The following is a 14,773-nucleotide window of genomic DNA, read 5'->3' on the forward strand; positions in this document are numbered from 1 at the left end:
ATAAACCTGGTTTTTTCCCATCTCTTCGCACGGTAACGAAGTATTCTCATAAAAACCCGGTTTCTGGCCAGCCTATCGGTTAAAATTCCCAAAAAACCAGGTTTTCTAGCATTTTTGCCGACAGTAACAAACTCTTCCAGAAAAAACCAGATTTCGACAAACCCCTATGTCCAACACAAAACTAAATTCATCTGCGTCCATCAGCGTACATCCGCCGACATCTGCGGTTAAAATTCCCCAGAAACCAGGTTTTTACGATTTTTATCGACAGTAACAAACTCTTCTAGAAAAAACCAGATTTCGACAAACCCCTATGTCCAAGACCAAACTAAATTCATCTGCGTCCATCAGCGTACATCCGCCGACATCTGCGGTTAAAATTCCCAAGAAACCGGGTTTTTTCCAGAATCTTCCCACTGTAACGCATCTTCTGGGCAAAAACCCGGTTTCTGGTCACCCACTAATCATGCTAAAATAAATCCCGGTGTTATTTACAACTCCCCACAATGGAAGAAAACCGCGCCCAAGCCTATCTGCAATTAATTCACACCCTGCTGAATTGCCCCAACGGAGAAGAACCGCAGATATTACAGGATAACTCAGAATTATTGGATCGCGGATTTCTGGAAACTTGCGAGTTAGTAGCATCAACCTTGGCAGAACAAGGAGGGGAGAATGGCGCTAATTTTCTCCGAAATCTAGCCAGTCAGCTATGGCAACTCATCGATATGAACGATAATGGAGATAACAAGAAATCCGCAGGTGAAAATTTCCAAGAGTATGCAAACTTTTTCCTAGAATTATTGCAAGCGGAACAAGATAGTAATAGCGATATTGCAGTAATTTACCCCATGCTCGATCGACGGCAACATCTCCTCAATGCCCGTTTTTCCGAGATTTTACAGCAAGTAGCCCAGAAGTTAATTGCAGGCGAAAACTCAGAAACTATTAACTCAATTATCGGGCTAATTGAAAATTTGAGCAATCATATTAGTGACTTTCCCAGCGGTAATAGAGCCGAAAATATTGAAATTGCCATGACTGGTTATCAAATAGTTTTAAATAATCGGGAACCGGGGAGCGAAAAATGGACGCAAACTCAAAATAATCTGGCTACTGCTTACAATAATAGAGTGAACGGTTCGCTGGCGGAAAATCTGTAACGGGCGATCGGCTTTTATGACGCTGCATTCTCCGTCCACACCCGCGATGCCTTCCCAGAACAATGGGCAATGACTCAAAATAATCTGGCAGTTGCCTATAGTAACAGAATCAGGGGAGAGAAAGCTGGGAATATGGAAATGGCCGCATATTACACTCCTTACAAAATTGTCTAGCATCCCATAATCCCTTGAATCTTCTCTACAAGCTGTGACACCAATCCCAAGGATATACCAGCAGCCCCTAACTGTGCTGCTAAGCTGTGTTGCATCTAGATTGCCTATGGTATTAGAGAGGGAGAGGGGGTGAAGGGGAGAGGGGGAGAGGATTTGACGATTTTTGATCTGGACTCGAAATATACAATTTAAATGTACAACAGCTTATTGCACCCGCTATGGATTCAAGTGTTGCACCAGCCATAATCATCTCTACGATTGTGGTTGCCATAAATACCATTGTCACTGCACTAGCTGGAATCAAAACTACCAGCGCTCCGACCATTCCTGTTACTGCGGCAACAATGAGCATAAACTCACTTGGATTAGGGCTGTGGCATAGTGTCGCGAATAAACCTAGTCCTGTCAAGTTATTAAATTGTAACAAAGGTAAAAAAATAGTCATTTTGAATGTCCACCAAACATTATCTATTCAATATGCTAGTATCTAGCCTCCAAGTTTAGCAACCCTACTTAACTACCCCCAGGGTGATCATCGGCTACCTCGCCGATTCAACCGAACATTCCCCCAAAAAACTCGATCAGCTTTTCGGAGGTGGCTTTAACTGTTCGTACCCTTGAGGATTTCCAGTTCAATAATGTACTAACCTGGAATAACTTGGGCTGGGATTATCTGACAAAACTAGACTACATTAACCGAGGGAGAAAAATCAGAAGACACAAACCAAAGAAACCCGGCGGTTGAAACCGTGTCTACAGAAACTCTCGTCCCAGCAGAGGGGGGCTAAGAGATAATTCAAAAATGTTGAAATCCTCGATCGAGCTTTAATCTAGCATCAGGATAAATACCGCTGCTATCACTCAACCAGATATCGGTGCTCTCCGTAGTGATTCCCACAATCGCGGCTCCATTTCCGATTTTTTCCACCAATAACTCAGCATTTGCGAGCGGCAAAAACAGCACTAACTCGAAGTCTTCCCCGCCGTATAATGCCCAATCTAAAGCTTTTTCGGTTGATACAATTTCGCTGAAAATATCGGGAATTGGTATTTGCGTGCGATCGACTTTTGCGCCAACACCGCTAGCCCGACAAATTTGAATAATCGCATCGGCTAAACCGTCGCTGCTGTCCATTCCGGCGATGGAAAACTCACCCGCAGAATCTAAAATCTCCCAAACAACCGACAAAAAATCCAGCCTCGGTTTAGGACGCTGGTGAGCGAGAATTAAGGAAGCTCGATCGACTTCTGTAAGATTTGGCCCGAATTCTGGATTTAACAGCAATTCTAATCCCGCGCGGGAGGCTCCGTGAACCCCAGTAGCCACAATCGCCCAATTCGATCGCGCATTTGACCGACGAATGGTACGATCGAACTCAACTTGTCCGAAAGCAGTAATCGCCACCGTCACCACGGGCGATCGCACAACATCGCCACCGACGATCGGCGTATGATATTCTTGCAAGCAAGCCGTCATCCCCCGATAAAACTCTTCAACCCACTCCAGGGCCGTATCCGGCGCCACAGCGAGGGCTACAGTCACCGCCAGAGGAGTTGCTCCCATCGCCGCGAGATCCGACAAATTCGCCGCAGCAGCGCGCCATCCTGCGTAATAAGGCCCCGTAGTTCGATCGCTAAAATGCACTCCATCTACCAACATATCTGTAGTAATAGCGAGAGATTGGTTGGGATTTGTAGCCATGACAGCGCAATCATCACCCACTATCTCTACGGGGCAGAATTTTTGCAATATTTTTAAAAGACCTTGTTCACCGATATCTTTAATCAGCATAATTCTGAATTAATCGCAGAGGGAAGAGAACGAAGACGGTCTAACAGTTGGGCGTTCTACCAGTTGCGTTATTTTCTGGAATATAAAGGCATCAAGTACGGCGTTGAAGTTGTTGCAGTGCCACCCGCTTACACGTCGCAGACTTGCCATCAGTGCAACCATTTGGGAGTCAGAAGCCAGAAGCGATTTAAGTGTGCAAACAAGGCTTGTGGTTGGCATGGCGACGCTGATTTCAATGGTTCGATGAATATTGCCAATATTGGAGCCGTCGTAACTCGGCTTCGAGGTTCGGAGTGCCTTAGCTGTTCTCTCAGCTACGATACTTCAGGGCTACTGAAAGCCCCTCGCCTTCAGGCAGGGGATTAGTTACCATTCCTTACCCGAACTCGGCGGCAAGCGCAACCTAGGAAACCTATAAAAAGTATCCCCTTCATCATCTACTTCTAAAACCGCCGAAAAAATCTTAACTTGCCGAGTTAAATACTGCTGAGCAACTTCAGCCTCAACCCTAGCATTAGCCGCCAGTTGAATCAGCGAAATTTGACTGTTTTGAGTTTCCAACAACTGATAAAAAGCCTCATCCAACCGCTGCTTTTGCTTGCTTTCCTCCAGATTTTTTACAATCAACAAGCCTGCGAATCCGCCCAAACCAATTACCAGTAAAAATTCTAAAATTGCCATATTCTCGATTAAATTCCTGATTTCAAGAACGCAACTATAAAAATTATCTATTCTTCCCGCCCGCGGAGGCGGGCTTTGTCTGTGCCGAAGCGATTTCTATCCCCGTCACCTTGATGTAGAAACGATTTCAAGAGCCGTCAAGCTTGAGGTTTTCAGCCCGCCTCCGCGGGCTTTGTTTGACAAGAAACGATTTCAAGATCCGTCACTTTTGACTCTTAAGCGATTTCAATCGCCCTCATCGCTCAAACTTGAGGTCGAACCAAATTTTCCTTCCCTTTAATCACCTTAGCAGATACAATCTTGTCTCCCTGCTTCAGTTGCTCCAAAACTTCTTTTCCTTCAATCATGTAACCAAAAACAGCATACCGGCCGTCCAACAGATTCAGGCCAGCGGGCGTGAGTTCAGGTTCAAACAAGAAAAAGAAAAACTGAGAAGAAGCGCTGTCGGGTTCAGCTTCTGTGCGGGCCATCGCCACAGTACCGAAAGCAGAAAAAGGCAAAACAGGCTCGTCACGATAGCGCCCCGCATCTTCTAGAGTAATCCCGTAAATAGGTTCCTTTTCGTCCCTGACGAGCACTTCCAGCGGAACATTCCGGTATTTGCCAGTAGCTGGGTCAATAAAACCGACTTCCTTGCCTTCGGGGTCTCCAGTTTGCAAAACATAGGATTCTTCCGATCGAATAAACGGCAAACCGTCATAAAAACCTCGATCGACCAAATCCACAAAATTACCAGCCGTAACCGGGGCGCTGTAGCCGTCAACCACAACAGTAATTTCCCCTTTTTCTGTTTGTACAGACACAGTAGCGCGCCCTTTCAGTTGAGGCAGATTAGCATACTTTGCCGGCACTTCAAAAGGAAACTTTGTCACCATCAACTCTTCGATTTCGCCAACCGTTCCCAGGATTGTGGCTTTCAAGTCAATCACTTTGTCCCTGTCTTTAGCCTGAACAGCCTTTTCCAGTTGAGCAACTCCCTCCTTGGCTTGTGCAACTAGCGCCTCAGCTTGCGGCTTTTGCGCCGAGGGAATACTCTCTAAAATGTCAGATTCCCGGAGGTTGAGAATCCTGGAAGCCTTACTGACATCGCTGCTAATGGGCCCCCAACGTTTAGACCGTATGTGGTTGCCAATGTCTTCGAGACTAATTTGCAAATCTCGCACATTCTGATTGTCAATAGGTAAAGCGAAGCGCAGCAGCGCCCGGCCGTCGGTAATCGCATTCCCAGCAGGCATACTGCTGCTGGGGCGTTTGGCATGGGAGACTGGACTGAAACTCAGTCCGAGAGTGAACAGCAGGAGCGCTAAAGCGAGGGTTTTGACCCAGCGCTTGCACGTATCGATCGAGAAATTAGGCCAATGCAACATAACTTTAACTTTTATTGCCTCTATTATCTTCCCACAGCGCTGTCGGCCTTCTATCCGTTTGCCGTACACTGCTCGTCGCCGAACTTCCTTCCCTTGAGAGCTTTTTAGCTTTCCGTACAGCACTTGCCCCCTTTGAACGGTAAAATAAAATGCCAATTGCTTTTGGATGCCGTCAGCTAGACTGCGGCTTTAACTTGAGCCGCTCAAAAACGGATACAATCCCCACACTCCTGTCGTGGAGAGATCAAAATTTTAGACCAAGGTTCAATCTCCCAAATTCATCTGTGGAGTAAATCTAAAATCTAAAATCAAAAATCTAAAATCGACTGACTGTAGTTCCCCCGTGCCGGCAAGGCGACGGGATTGCCCGCAAAAATTTATATGATCTCCAGTAACGACTTTCGACCAGGTGTTTCAATTGAATGGAATAACGGCGTGTGGCGGGTTATCGAATTCCTCCACGTCAAGCCAGGAAAAGGCTCGGCTTTCGTGCGGACAAAATTAAAAAATGTCCAAACCGGAAACGTAGTAGAACAAACCTTCCGGGCGGGCGAGACTATGCCTCAAGCCAACCTGGAAAAGAGCGCGATGCAGCATACCTATAAAGAGGGCGACCAGTTTGTCTTTATGGATATGGAAACTTACGAGGAAAGTCGCCTCAGTGCCAAGCAAATAGGCGATCGTGTCAAGTACCTCAGTGAAGGGATGGAAGTCAACATCCTTCGCTGGAACGACCAAATCCTGGAAGTGGAACTGCCCAACTCTGTTGTCTTGGAAGTGCTGCAAACCGATCCCGGAGTCAAAGGAGATACTGCCACCGGTGGCAGCAAACCCGCCATCGTCTCCACCGGAGCTCAGATTATGGTGCCTCTATTTATTTCCATTGGAGAACGGATTCGGATTGATACTCGTGAAGACAAGTACCTCGGCCGAGAGTAGAAACGACGGAGGAAAAGGGAGTTGTTAGTTTTTAGTTCTGAGTTATGAGTTAAAGAAGTCAAAATTCAACACTCATCGCTCACAGCTTAAAAACTATCCCTTTTGCCTCCAAACTCGGTTAATTCTCCTAGCTTCGCCGAATTTTCAATTTTCAATTTTCAATTTTCAATTTTCAATTCTCAATTCTCAATTACCCTTGAATCTGCTGTGCAACTAGACTTAAACCAGCTTTGCGAACTGCTAACTGTATTAGACAAAACTGGCATTTCGGAACTGACCTTAAAAAGTGGGGATCTTGAACTGACAGTACGCAAAGGCATTCTGGCAAGTTCACCAGGCACCGCTGCTGCGCTCCCTGCAGCCGTGGCGACAGTCGCTCCGATCGCCTTGGGCGCTGTTGCTAGCCCCACCTTAGCGTCAAATCCTGCTATTGACCAAAATTTAGGAGTGGATGTGGCAGACACGGCACCCGTCGCCCCTGCCGCTGTGCCTCCTGCCCTGTCTGTCCCTGTCGATACGAAATGGGTGCCAATTATCTCGCCGATGGTAGGAACCTTTTATCGCGCTGCAGCTCCCGACGAGCCGCCTTTTGTAAATGTGGGCGATCGCATCAATGTCAGTCAGACAGTCTGTATTATCGAAGCGATGAAGCTGATGAACGAGATCGATGCTGATGAAGTGTCCGGTCAAGTGATGGAAATTTTAGTTCAAAATGGCGAACCTGTCGAATACGGTCAAGTTTTGATGCGAATTAATCCGGATTGAAAGATTACTTTATTGTTATGGAATAAATGCTAGTATTTCCAGATCACTTCTCTCCGGTGAGTTTGATGAAGTCATCCCAGCCTGTCCCGCAAGAGGTTGTGCAACAAGTTGCTGAGTATTTCAGTATTTTGAGCGAGCCAATGCGTTTACGAATTTTGAACTTGCTTCGCGACGGCGAAAAATGCGTGCAAGAGTTGGTGGAAGCTACTCAAACGAGTCAAGCCAATGTTTCTAAGCACCTAAAACTCATGCTCCAAGCTGGTATCCTCACTCGCCGGAGTGAAGGGACTTCAGCCTATTATAAGGTGCAGGACGAGTTAATTTTCGAGCTGTGTAATATGGTGTGCGATCGGCTTGCCAGCCGGATCGAACAGCAAGCCCTACACTTTCGGGCATTTAGCCTGACTACCAAGCACTGAAAATTAATCCCCAGTCCTCGGTCCCCAGTCCTGGATCCCCAGTCATGAGTCATCAGTCATGAGTCATCAGTTATTAATCCCTACTCTCTGCCTTCAGACCGATGACTAATGACTCCTAATTAATGACTCCTAACTAATGACTCATAATTACTAAAGGGGAAAATTTTTGTCAAAACTTTGGCGGGTACTCGGCTGAGCTACCTCCAAACCTTCGCCACCCAAAAGTTCTAAAGGCTTGCCTTCCACCGAAATCCAAACCTTGGTATTCGGTTTTAAACTCGTAGCCGTATAGATAACTTGCCCTAACCGGCCAGTCATCGAATTGCTGCCTCCCCCCGAAGTAAATTCTGCAGACAAATCGACATAAACTCCGTCATTCTTGACACTCAAACTCCGGAGTTTTGTCCCCTGAGGAATTTCGCTAGAAACACTTGCATCCTTCGGCCCTGCCAACAAACTGTTAAAAGCAGCTTGTAAAGTTGCATCAGGCTTGTCAGCTTGTTTGACAGCTACTTTCGTAGGAACTCCCTCAAATTTGCCGCTCGCCTCTTTAACCCAGTAGACTTGCACTGTCTGGGCTGGCGTCTGCTGCAAAGGCTTGGGCTGAGGCGACTTTGATGCCAGAGCGTTAGGCGTCTGAGCGGTAGGTGTCTGAGCTGTAGGCGTCTGAGCTGTAGGCGTCTGAGCGGTAGGCGTCTGAGCGGTAGGCGGTTGGACAGGATTTGGAGGGGGTACGGGGATAATTACAGCAGGGGATTCCGCAGGACTTGGGGACAGCGCCGGAGCGGTAGTCGGAGCGGAAGACTGCGTGTCTGCGGGCGCTGGCGAACGGTTCGCGGTCCACCAGGCAATGCCCCCTCCGGCCACTAAAGCCAACCCGCAAACACCGGCAATCACTGCTGTGGAGACGCGGCGTACTTCTTGTCCATCTTTCATAATACAAATCCTCCGCACACGGTGACATTTTTTTTTAAGAAATAAACGGTCAAGGGCGATCGCTTATTCCTAAATTACTTCACTTCATTGTAAAGTTCCCGAAATACTAGCTCCGTAAGTTTGCGACAAGTAGCGTTTCGGGCATCGGCGAGCCGTCTGCCGCGTTTTTTGGCTCCGTCGGCATCGAAAGCGCGGCCTATGAAATATTCTCGCAGTTCTAACTCAATGGCAGTATAGGTCTGCCCTGTGAGTTTCTGAGGCTCGATGCGACAGTTCACATAAGTCCACAAAGTGCTGCGAGTATTCGCGCACCCTGTCCAGTTGCCGCCACCACTAAGCTGTCACGCATTTAAATTGCATATTCAGGGCGGGCTAGACGGCCCACCCCACAAGACACCGAATTGTTTGTTGACATTCTATTTAAATGCCGCAACAGCTTACCAGCTTTGACTTGGCCGCTAGATTTCTCGACTTTGCCGAGGCCGCAAGCTTGCCGAAAGCGACGCAAAGCTGTTTTCTTGGGCAGGCAGAGGAAGTCTTCAAAGGGGTAGATTCGAGGGTAGTAGCCATCAGATCTCCCTATAACCAAAGGCAAACAGATCGAACACTCGGTGGTAGCGATAGAACAAACTGTCGCCCAGCAACTCAATCAGCCTAATCTCCAGCCCGGATTCGACATCATGCAGGTCGCAAATCAGCGCTGAAGGCCTGGCGCGTTAACTCTGCGATCTGAACTCTACCAAGCTCGCACTCTTTGTGATAGTGGTTGATGAACTACCCCACCCTATAGAGGGATGGGGTTTCCAACTTCACAGGGAACTGCATCTAACAAAACCGAAGTCTTGCCCGGTTGTCTTACATTCCCTCCATTGGCTGTAGACCTAGTTCCTAAGTCCAATATCCGCAAGGCTTCATTTCTGATGTTGATAGCTGCATTGACATCGCGATCGTGATGTGTATTGCACTGACTGCAAGTCCAATCTCTAATATCTAATGACAAGCTATCAACTCGATTGAGGCAAACGCTACAAGTTTTAGAAGAAGCAAAAAACCTATCTACTTCAATATAAGTTTTGCCTGACCACTCAGACTTATACTTGAGCATCGTACAAAATTGACCCCAACCACAATCTGATATTGCTTTCGCTCGCGTTGTGATTGCGTACCATACCTTTCACATTCAGATTTTCTACGGCAATAACTTGGTTTTCGTTGACTATCTTGCGGGATAGTTTATGTAAAAAATCTTCTCGAACTCGTCTAATTTTTGAATGGACTTTGGATACCTTACTTTTTGCTTTATATCTATTTTTACTACTCTTCTGTTTGCGAGCTACACTTTGTTGTTTCTTTTTAAGATTGCGAGCATATTTTGTCGTATGACGCGGATTATCAAATTTACTACCATTGCTAGTAATGCAAAAATGAGTCAAACCTAAATCAATACCTATTGCTTTTCCTTCAGTAGAAAGTTGAGCAAGCTCTCTACCATCATCTACTAAAACCGAAGCATAATATTTGCCATCCGGGTTAAGTGAAACGGTAACAGTTTTGATTTGTCCGTCAAACTTTCTATCCTGTTTGCAATAAATTAAGCCTACTTTTCCAGGGAGTTTGAGATAATCTCCATCAAGTTTGACGTTAGATGGGTAACTAATCGACTGTTTACCATGCTTAGATTTGAATCTGGGGAAACCTGTTCGTTTTTCAAAAAAGTTTTTGTAAGCTGTTGATAAGTTCAGTGCGACATATTGTAAGCATTGAGAGTAGGCATCAGTTAGCCAAGAATACTCTTTCTTGAGACTTGGCAATAAACCTTGAATAGCTCCTCTAGACAAACCTTTCCCTGTTGTGAGATATGTTTCTTGGCACAAGTTCAAAGAATAATTCCAAAACCAGCGGCAACAGCCAAAAGCTTTGGCTAAAGCTATTTGCTGCTCATTGGTTGGATATATCCTAAACTTGTAAGCTTTGTACATTATCGGATTTACACAATAGTGATAATATTATAGTACAGACTAAAAAAATAATGTTGCTTCGCGGTTTGTTTTTTTGGTCGCTATCCATCCCCACCCTGTAGACGGATGGGGAATTCCGCGACATTTAGGTTAAATCGGGACTGAATGCGAATGGCTAAAAAATCACCGCAGCCGGCAAGCCAAGCCCAGAAAGCAGGTGGCCCTCCAATTTGTAAAAACCCATTGCGCCGCTGGCTCTGAACTGTGGCACGTGCTGGATACTCCCAAGCTGCATATAAGGTTCAGAAACGATCGCGCGCGAACCACTAAGGAGTTTGGTTAAAAAACCGTTAAGAATCGAAACGGCAGAACTATCCAAATCCGAACCCAAAAAATCACGGTTGGTCAAATACCAGTCATCAAGCGTAAAACACTTAAAATCTGCAATTGGCCGATCGTCAAACCCAATTCTATGGACACAGCAGTTGCGAGTCTTACCCCACTTCTGCAATCTCGGTGACGGTTGCTTCCAATCGGGGCGAAGTTGAAATTCAGGAAGGAATAGATCGAATTCAGACTCAATTTTTGCCCGCGCGGGCCGAAGCTCATAATTATCCGATTCAGCAGTATTATAAATTTTAAAGCCAGCTACTGCCGTACCAAATTCAATTACAGGTGCAGATTTTAATTTAAAAGCTTGAAAATAACTTTCAACACAAAAAACGTAAATTGCAGCCCAAATCCCAGTAATTATCTTAAATATAAGACCAAGTTTAAAAGCCTTAAATAACAAACTTAAATAATAATTCATAATAATTTATTTAATTTTCCGGCTCCAGCCCGGACGCCAACCACGACACTCAGGGTCAGTTTGCTCGCTTTTCCAGTAACCCTTATCCCACCCCGATACCGACTCTAAATTTTTCCAGTCATTATCCCGCAAGCCACGAAACCGATCGCCATCGACTAAATAGTAAGAAATAGCACGATCTCGTACAAACTGTTCAGGCAAAAAGGGGTTGTACTCAATCTTAGGGGGCAGAGTAGGCGCATCCTGAGAATAGGCAATTATGAAACACCCTTTCGGATCTGAAAAATTACCAGAAGGCGATGCCCAAACAACTTGTACCCAAACCTTTTTACCGGGGAGACAATTTGGAGAGGAACAAGCGGGATAAGTTTGAAGCTGAGGTGGCAAAGGAAAATTTGGAGGTTGTAAAGAATCAGTTATTTTTTTAGCTTCAGCAAACTCACAACTAGAACGAGGGTAAGTAACAGAGTAACCACATCCTCTATTATTATTTGTGCGATAATCACAAAATAGTTGAGTACCAGTTTGAGGTAAACTAGCACAAGTTGCTGAAGCTGAACGTGCTGCATCAATAGCAAGTTGTTGCGCTTGAATTAAATAACTTTTATAAAATTCCTCAATCAAAGGTTTATAAATAAGTTGATAATTTGCCATTGCCACACGATTTGCATTATATATAGCCCGCATTTGAGCACGATAAGCCTCACATTCAACAGTGCTAGCTCCGGCACCAAAAAATCCCGTAACACTTACTAAAACTGCTATAATAGGCAGCCAAATACTAGCAATGCTGCCCAAGCCAAATCCCACAAGATAAACAGCAGTGCGAGCCGAAAGCAAACCTACAGAAGTAGCAACTATTCAATAAGTTCACTAAATTTAATGTAAAACTCTGCCACAGGGTAAGCAATGGTGCTTTTACGTATTTTTTGGGAAACCTATTGCCGAAACGAAACTTATTAACTAAAATTAAAGTATTGCATTTTAAAAATATATGAGTAGAGTTGATATATTTCTCTGGGCAGTAATGTCATCACCAAACAGATTATCCTTAGCTAAAATTGTTCAGCAAGTACGTCTTGCAGACCTAAATAAAGCTCCTTATAGAATCGGAGTTTATCAAAAATTAAATGTTTTAAAAAATCATAAGTAAATGTGTTTTGGACAAAAAAAGAAAACTTTTACGAACTCTCACCGAAAGATATATCAGTGATAACAGAGTTTAAAAATCAATTAAGAAGAGCAGAATCAGCATGAGTCAAAATCAAATGAAATGGCTAGCAACACTTTTAATGTTAGTCGATCACATCGGATTCTTACTAGAAGCCGAACCAATGCGAATCATTGGCAGATTGAGTTTCCCACTATTTGCATGGATTTTTGCGCAGAATTGGAAAAGACGAGAAAACGCCAGCGCTAAACCTTTAATTACTAGATTAGTGTTATTTGGAATAATCGCACAAATTCCCTATATTTTATTGTTTAGGGATCTCAACTTAAATATATTAATTAGCTTGGCAGTGGCTGGTATAACATTTAGTCAAATGCACAAATCCAGTAAAAAAAATCTCATGCTAACAGTCGGTCTAATAACAGCACAACTTTTAGGGGTAAGTTACGGCTGGTATGCCGTGGCTTGCCCACTATTAATGATTAACTTGAAGGGAGCAGGGGATCGGATGTGGTGGATAGGGTGGATTGTAACCAACGTTATCTACACAATCACCTGCAAGAGTGCCATTCAAATATTCGCAATTTTCACACCTCTAATCTTGGCATACCACAACCAGGTCAAAAACCGAAAGCCAACGGAAATCGAAAAAAAATTCTTCTATTACTTTTATCCCATCCATCTCGCGGGACTAGCGGCACTAAGAACAATCCTATGAAATGAAAGGCTCAAGAATCGAACTTGATGTCAGAGCTCTCGACCCTGTATCGGTAGCGGAGGTCTCAATCTCTCGGTATCCCCTAGCAACCATTTATTAAGGTTCCAACAGCACCATATCCTTTCATCAAAATTATAACGCTGGGGACTCTCTATACATTTCTAACCAAGGCATCCACACCGAAATCATTGTTCCAGTTAAAAATGAATATTTTGACGGGAATCAATATTTACTGCTAACAGAAATAGGGCGGGATGCCACTTCTGATTATAAATATTTGTCTTTTGGCTGGGGAGATAGAGCTTTTATAGAAGAAGGAAGAAGTCCGATGGAAGTCGGAAGAAGGAAGAAGGAAGAACCAGTAATAGCAATGGTTTCAGCGATTAAGAATGTCCTAACCGTCTTGGCGGTTGCTATATGTTGGAAACTTCCACATCAGCAATCATCAACCCAGTTACAGCTTTCAAGGCGCTGTTTCTCGCTACTCCGTCTACCGTAAAGGTTCAAAGTTATCGGGTTTTCCCCCAAAGTATAGAAACCAAATGTGTTAAAATTAGGGGGCAAATTATCTAATGCTGGTAAATTTTATTAAAATTTAATTCCAATTAGACGCAGCAGGTAATAAAATTAAAATTAGCTACGGCTACGACAACACGGACTGTTTTTATGAAGCTAAAGGCAGTTACTCTATTTTGAGAACTTGCAACGACTGGACGGCAGAAGCTTTGCAAAAAGCCGATGTCAATACTCCTTTACGGTCAACGCTTTCTTCGGCAATTATGTTTCATTTAAATAGCGGTTGCGAATGTCAAGAATAAATGGTAATGGGTAATACCCTTTTAGATTTTAGATTTTAGATTTTAGATTTTAGATTTCGGAATTAATGATTGTGTATGGGTGGGGAACACGGGCATAAAGTTGCATTCTTTTTTTTAGCTGGTATAATTAGCAATTTGAGGAAAAATTATGAATGTAATTCCAGCGATCGACTTATTGGATGGAAAATGCGTCAGATTGTATCAGGGAGACTACGCGAAGTCTCAAACTTTTAACGACAACCCCGTCGCAGTCGCCAGAGAGTGGGTAAATGAAGGCGCAACCATGCTGCATTTAGTAGACCTCGACGGCGCCAAAGCAGGCCATCCAGTCAACCAAGCAGCCATTGAAGCGATCGTCCGATCCGTAGACGTTCCCTGTCAAGTAGGTGGGGGAATGCGCGATCGCGCTTCTGTTGCTGCTATCCTCAATTTAGGCGTCCGGCGCGTCATTCTCGGCACTGTCGCCGTCGAACAACCGCAATTAGTCGGCGAATTGTGCGCCGAATTTCCCGGCCGAATTCTGGTTGGCATTGATGCCAGAAATGGTAAAGTTGCTACTAGAGGCTGGCTAGAAACTTCGGAAGTTTTAGCAACAGAATTGGCGCAAAAAATGGCAGAGTTAGGCGCTGCTGAAATTATTTACACCGACATTCACCGCGACGGTACTATGGAAGGCCCGAATTTGGAATCTTTGCGCGAAATTGCTAACGCTATTTCGATTCCGGTGATTGCTTCCGGTGGCGTTAGTTCGATCGCAGATTTGTTGAGTTTGCTGGCTTTGGAACCAATTGGTGTCAAAAGTGCGATCGTCGGTAGGGCAATTTATACCGGCGATATCTTGCTAAAAGAAGCAATTCAAGCAGTCGGACAAGGGCGGTGGCAGGATGTACCGCCAGATTTGGGTTTTTCAAGCTTTGCTTGATAGTCATGTCGAGTTAACTGGCTACCCAATATGTAACAGTTATCAATTTTCCGACTCACAGTCAACAGTCATTAGTCATTAGTCATTAGTCATTAGTCATTAGTCATTAGTCATTAGTCATTAGTCATTAGTCATTAGT

The 14,773-nt window shown here is 44.6% G+C and carries 17 protein-coding genes and 1 pseudogene; 9 read left to right on the top strand and 9 right to left on the bottom strand.

Going from position 1 to position 14,773, the window contains the following annotated elements:
• Window positions 1-506 precede the first annotated feature (506 nt).
• Complete coding sequence (locus tag QUB61_RS24980; RefSeq protein WP_333128151.1) at window positions 507-1,163, top strand: hypothetical protein; 657 nt, start codon at window positions 507-509, stop codon at window positions 1,161-1,163.
• 286 nt (window positions 1,164-1,449) lie between these two features.
• Here QUB61_RS24980 and QUB61_RS24985 read toward each other — a convergent pair whose 3' ends face one another.
• Complete coding sequence (locus QUB61_RS24985) at window positions 1,450-1,782, bottom strand: hypothetical protein (RefSeq protein ID WP_333128154.1); 333 nt, start codon at window positions 1,780-1,782, stop codon at window positions 1,450-1,452.
• Between the two features lie 351 nt (window positions 1,783-2,133).
• Window positions 2,134-3,129, bottom strand: coding sequence for a thiamine-phosphate kinase (gene thiL / locus QUB61_RS24990; protein WP_333128155.1), 996 nt, complete (start codon window positions 3,127-3,129; stop codon window positions 2,134-2,136).
• 63 nt (window positions 3,130-3,192) lie between these two features.
• On the opposite strand from thiL, the gene QUB61_RS24995 reads away from it, so the two are divergent.
• Window positions 3,193-3,495 (top strand): transposase, encoded by a 303-nt coding sequence (locus tag QUB61_RS24995; RefSeq protein WP_333128158.1) that lies wholly within the window; start codon window positions 3,193-3,195, stop codon window positions 3,493-3,495.
• Here the strand turns inward: QUB61_RS24995 and QUB61_RS25000 are convergent, their stop codons facing one another.
• Both QUB61_RS25000 and QUB61_RS25005 read right to left on the bottom strand, forming a co-directional pair.
• Window positions 3,496-3,810 carry a hypothetical protein gene (locus QUB61_RS25000; RefSeq protein ID WP_332957485.1) on the bottom strand — a complete coding sequence of 105 codons (315 nt, stop codon included), beginning with the start codon at window positions 3,808-3,810 and terminating at the stop codon, window positions 3,496-3,498. It abuts the gene before it with no gap.
• 242 nt (window positions 3,811-4,052) lie between these two features.
• On the bottom strand, window positions 4,053-5,177 hold the full coding sequence (locus tag QUB61_RS25005) for a peptidylprolyl isomerase (RefSeq protein WP_333128187.1): 1,125 nt from the start codon (window positions 5,175-5,177) through the stop codon (window positions 4,053-4,055).
• A 381-nt stretch (window positions 5,178-5,558) separates the two neighbouring features.
• On the opposite strand from QUB61_RS25005, the gene efp reads away from it, so the two are divergent.
• From efp to QUB61_RS25020, 3 genes are all read left to right on the top strand, one after another.
• Window positions 5,559-6,116 carry an elongation factor P gene (efp, locus tag QUB61_RS25010; RefSeq protein ID WP_333128161.1) on the top strand — a complete coding sequence of 186 codons (558 nt, stop codon included), beginning with the start codon at window positions 5,559-5,561 and terminating at the stop codon, window positions 6,114-6,116.
• A 207-nt stretch (window positions 6,117-6,323) separates the two neighbouring features.
• The gene (gene accB / locus QUB61_RS25015) at window positions 6,324-6,881 is read left to right on the top strand and encodes an acetyl-CoA carboxylase biotin carboxyl carrier protein (protein WP_333128164.1); all 558 of its coding nucleotides are present in this window, start codon (window positions 6,324-6,326) and stop codon (window positions 6,879-6,881) included.
• 26 nt (window positions 6,882-6,907) lie between these two features.
• Complete coding sequence (locus QUB61_RS25020; protein WP_332957490.1) at window positions 6,908-7,300, top strand: metalloregulator ArsR/SmtB family transcription factor; 393 nt, start codon at window positions 6,908-6,910, stop codon at window positions 7,298-7,300.
• Window positions 7,301-7,450: 150 nt separating this feature from the next.
• Here the strand turns inward: QUB61_RS25020 and QUB61_RS25025 are convergent, their stop codons facing one another.
• The 5 genes and pseudogenes from QUB61_RS25025 to QUB61_RS25045 form a co-directional block, all read right to left on the bottom strand.
• Window positions 7,451-8,236 (bottom strand): GerMN domain-containing protein, encoded by a 786-nt coding sequence (locus QUB61_RS25025; protein WP_333128166.1) that lies wholly within the window; start codon window positions 8,234-8,236, stop codon window positions 7,451-7,453.
• A gap of 74 nt (window positions 8,237-8,310) precedes the next feature.
• Window positions 8,311-8,514, bottom strand: a complete 204-nt coding sequence (locus QUB61_RS25030) for a hypothetical protein (protein ID WP_333128169.1) — start codon at window positions 8,512-8,514, stop codon at window positions 8,311-8,313.
• A gap of 506 nt (window positions 8,515-9,020) precedes the next feature.
• Window positions 9,021-10,215 (bottom strand): annotated as a pseudogene (locus tag QUB61_RS25035) (RNA-guided endonuclease InsQ/TnpB family protein).
• 154 nt (window positions 10,216-10,369) lie between these two features.
• Window positions 10,370-11,005, bottom strand: coding sequence for a hypothetical protein (locus tag QUB61_RS25040; RefSeq protein WP_333128171.1), 636 nt, complete (start codon window positions 11,003-11,005; stop codon window positions 10,370-10,372).
• Window positions 11,006-11,011: 6 nt separating this feature from the next.
• On the bottom strand, window positions 11,012-11,845 hold the full coding sequence (locus QUB61_RS25045) for a hypothetical protein (protein WP_333128174.1): 834 nt from the start codon (window positions 11,843-11,845) through the stop codon (window positions 11,012-11,014).
• A gap of 413 nt (window positions 11,846-12,258) precedes the next feature.
• Between QUB61_RS25045 and QUB61_RS25050 the strand changes: the two genes are divergently transcribed.
• The 4 genes from QUB61_RS25050 (at window position 12,259) to hisA (ending at window position 14,634) form a co-directional block, all read left to right on the top strand.
• Window positions 12,259-12,894 carry a TraX family protein gene (locus QUB61_RS25050; protein WP_333128177.1) on the top strand — a complete coding sequence of 212 codons (636 nt, stop codon included), beginning with the start codon at window positions 12,259-12,261 and terminating at the stop codon, window positions 12,892-12,894.
• Window positions 12,895-13,051: 157 nt separating this feature from the next.
• Entirely contained in the window at window positions 13,052-13,393 is a 342-nt protein-coding gene (locus QUB61_RS25055; protein ID WP_333128189.1) for a DUF2459 domain-containing protein, read from the top strand.
• 133 nt (window positions 13,394-13,526) lie between these two features.
• Window positions 13,527-13,712 (top strand): DUF2459 domain-containing protein, encoded by a 186-nt coding sequence (locus tag QUB61_RS25060; RefSeq protein WP_333128191.1) that lies wholly within the window; start codon window positions 13,527-13,529, stop codon window positions 13,710-13,712.
• Window positions 13,713-13,860: 148 nt separating this feature from the next.
• Window positions 13,861-14,634 carry a 1-(5-phosphoribosyl)-5-[(5-phosphoribosylamino)methylideneamino]imidazole-4-carboxamide isomerase gene (gene hisA / locus QUB61_RS25065; protein WP_333128179.1) on the top strand — a complete coding sequence of 258 codons (774 nt, stop codon included), beginning with the start codon at window positions 13,861-13,863 and terminating at the stop codon, window positions 14,632-14,634.
• Window positions 14,635-14,773 lie beyond the last annotated feature (139 nt).

Source organism: Microcoleus sp. C2D2 (genome assembly GCF_036702495.1).
Taxonomy (GTDB): domain Bacteria; phylum Cyanobacteriota; class Cyanobacteriia; order Cyanobacteriales; family Microcoleaceae; genus Microcoleus.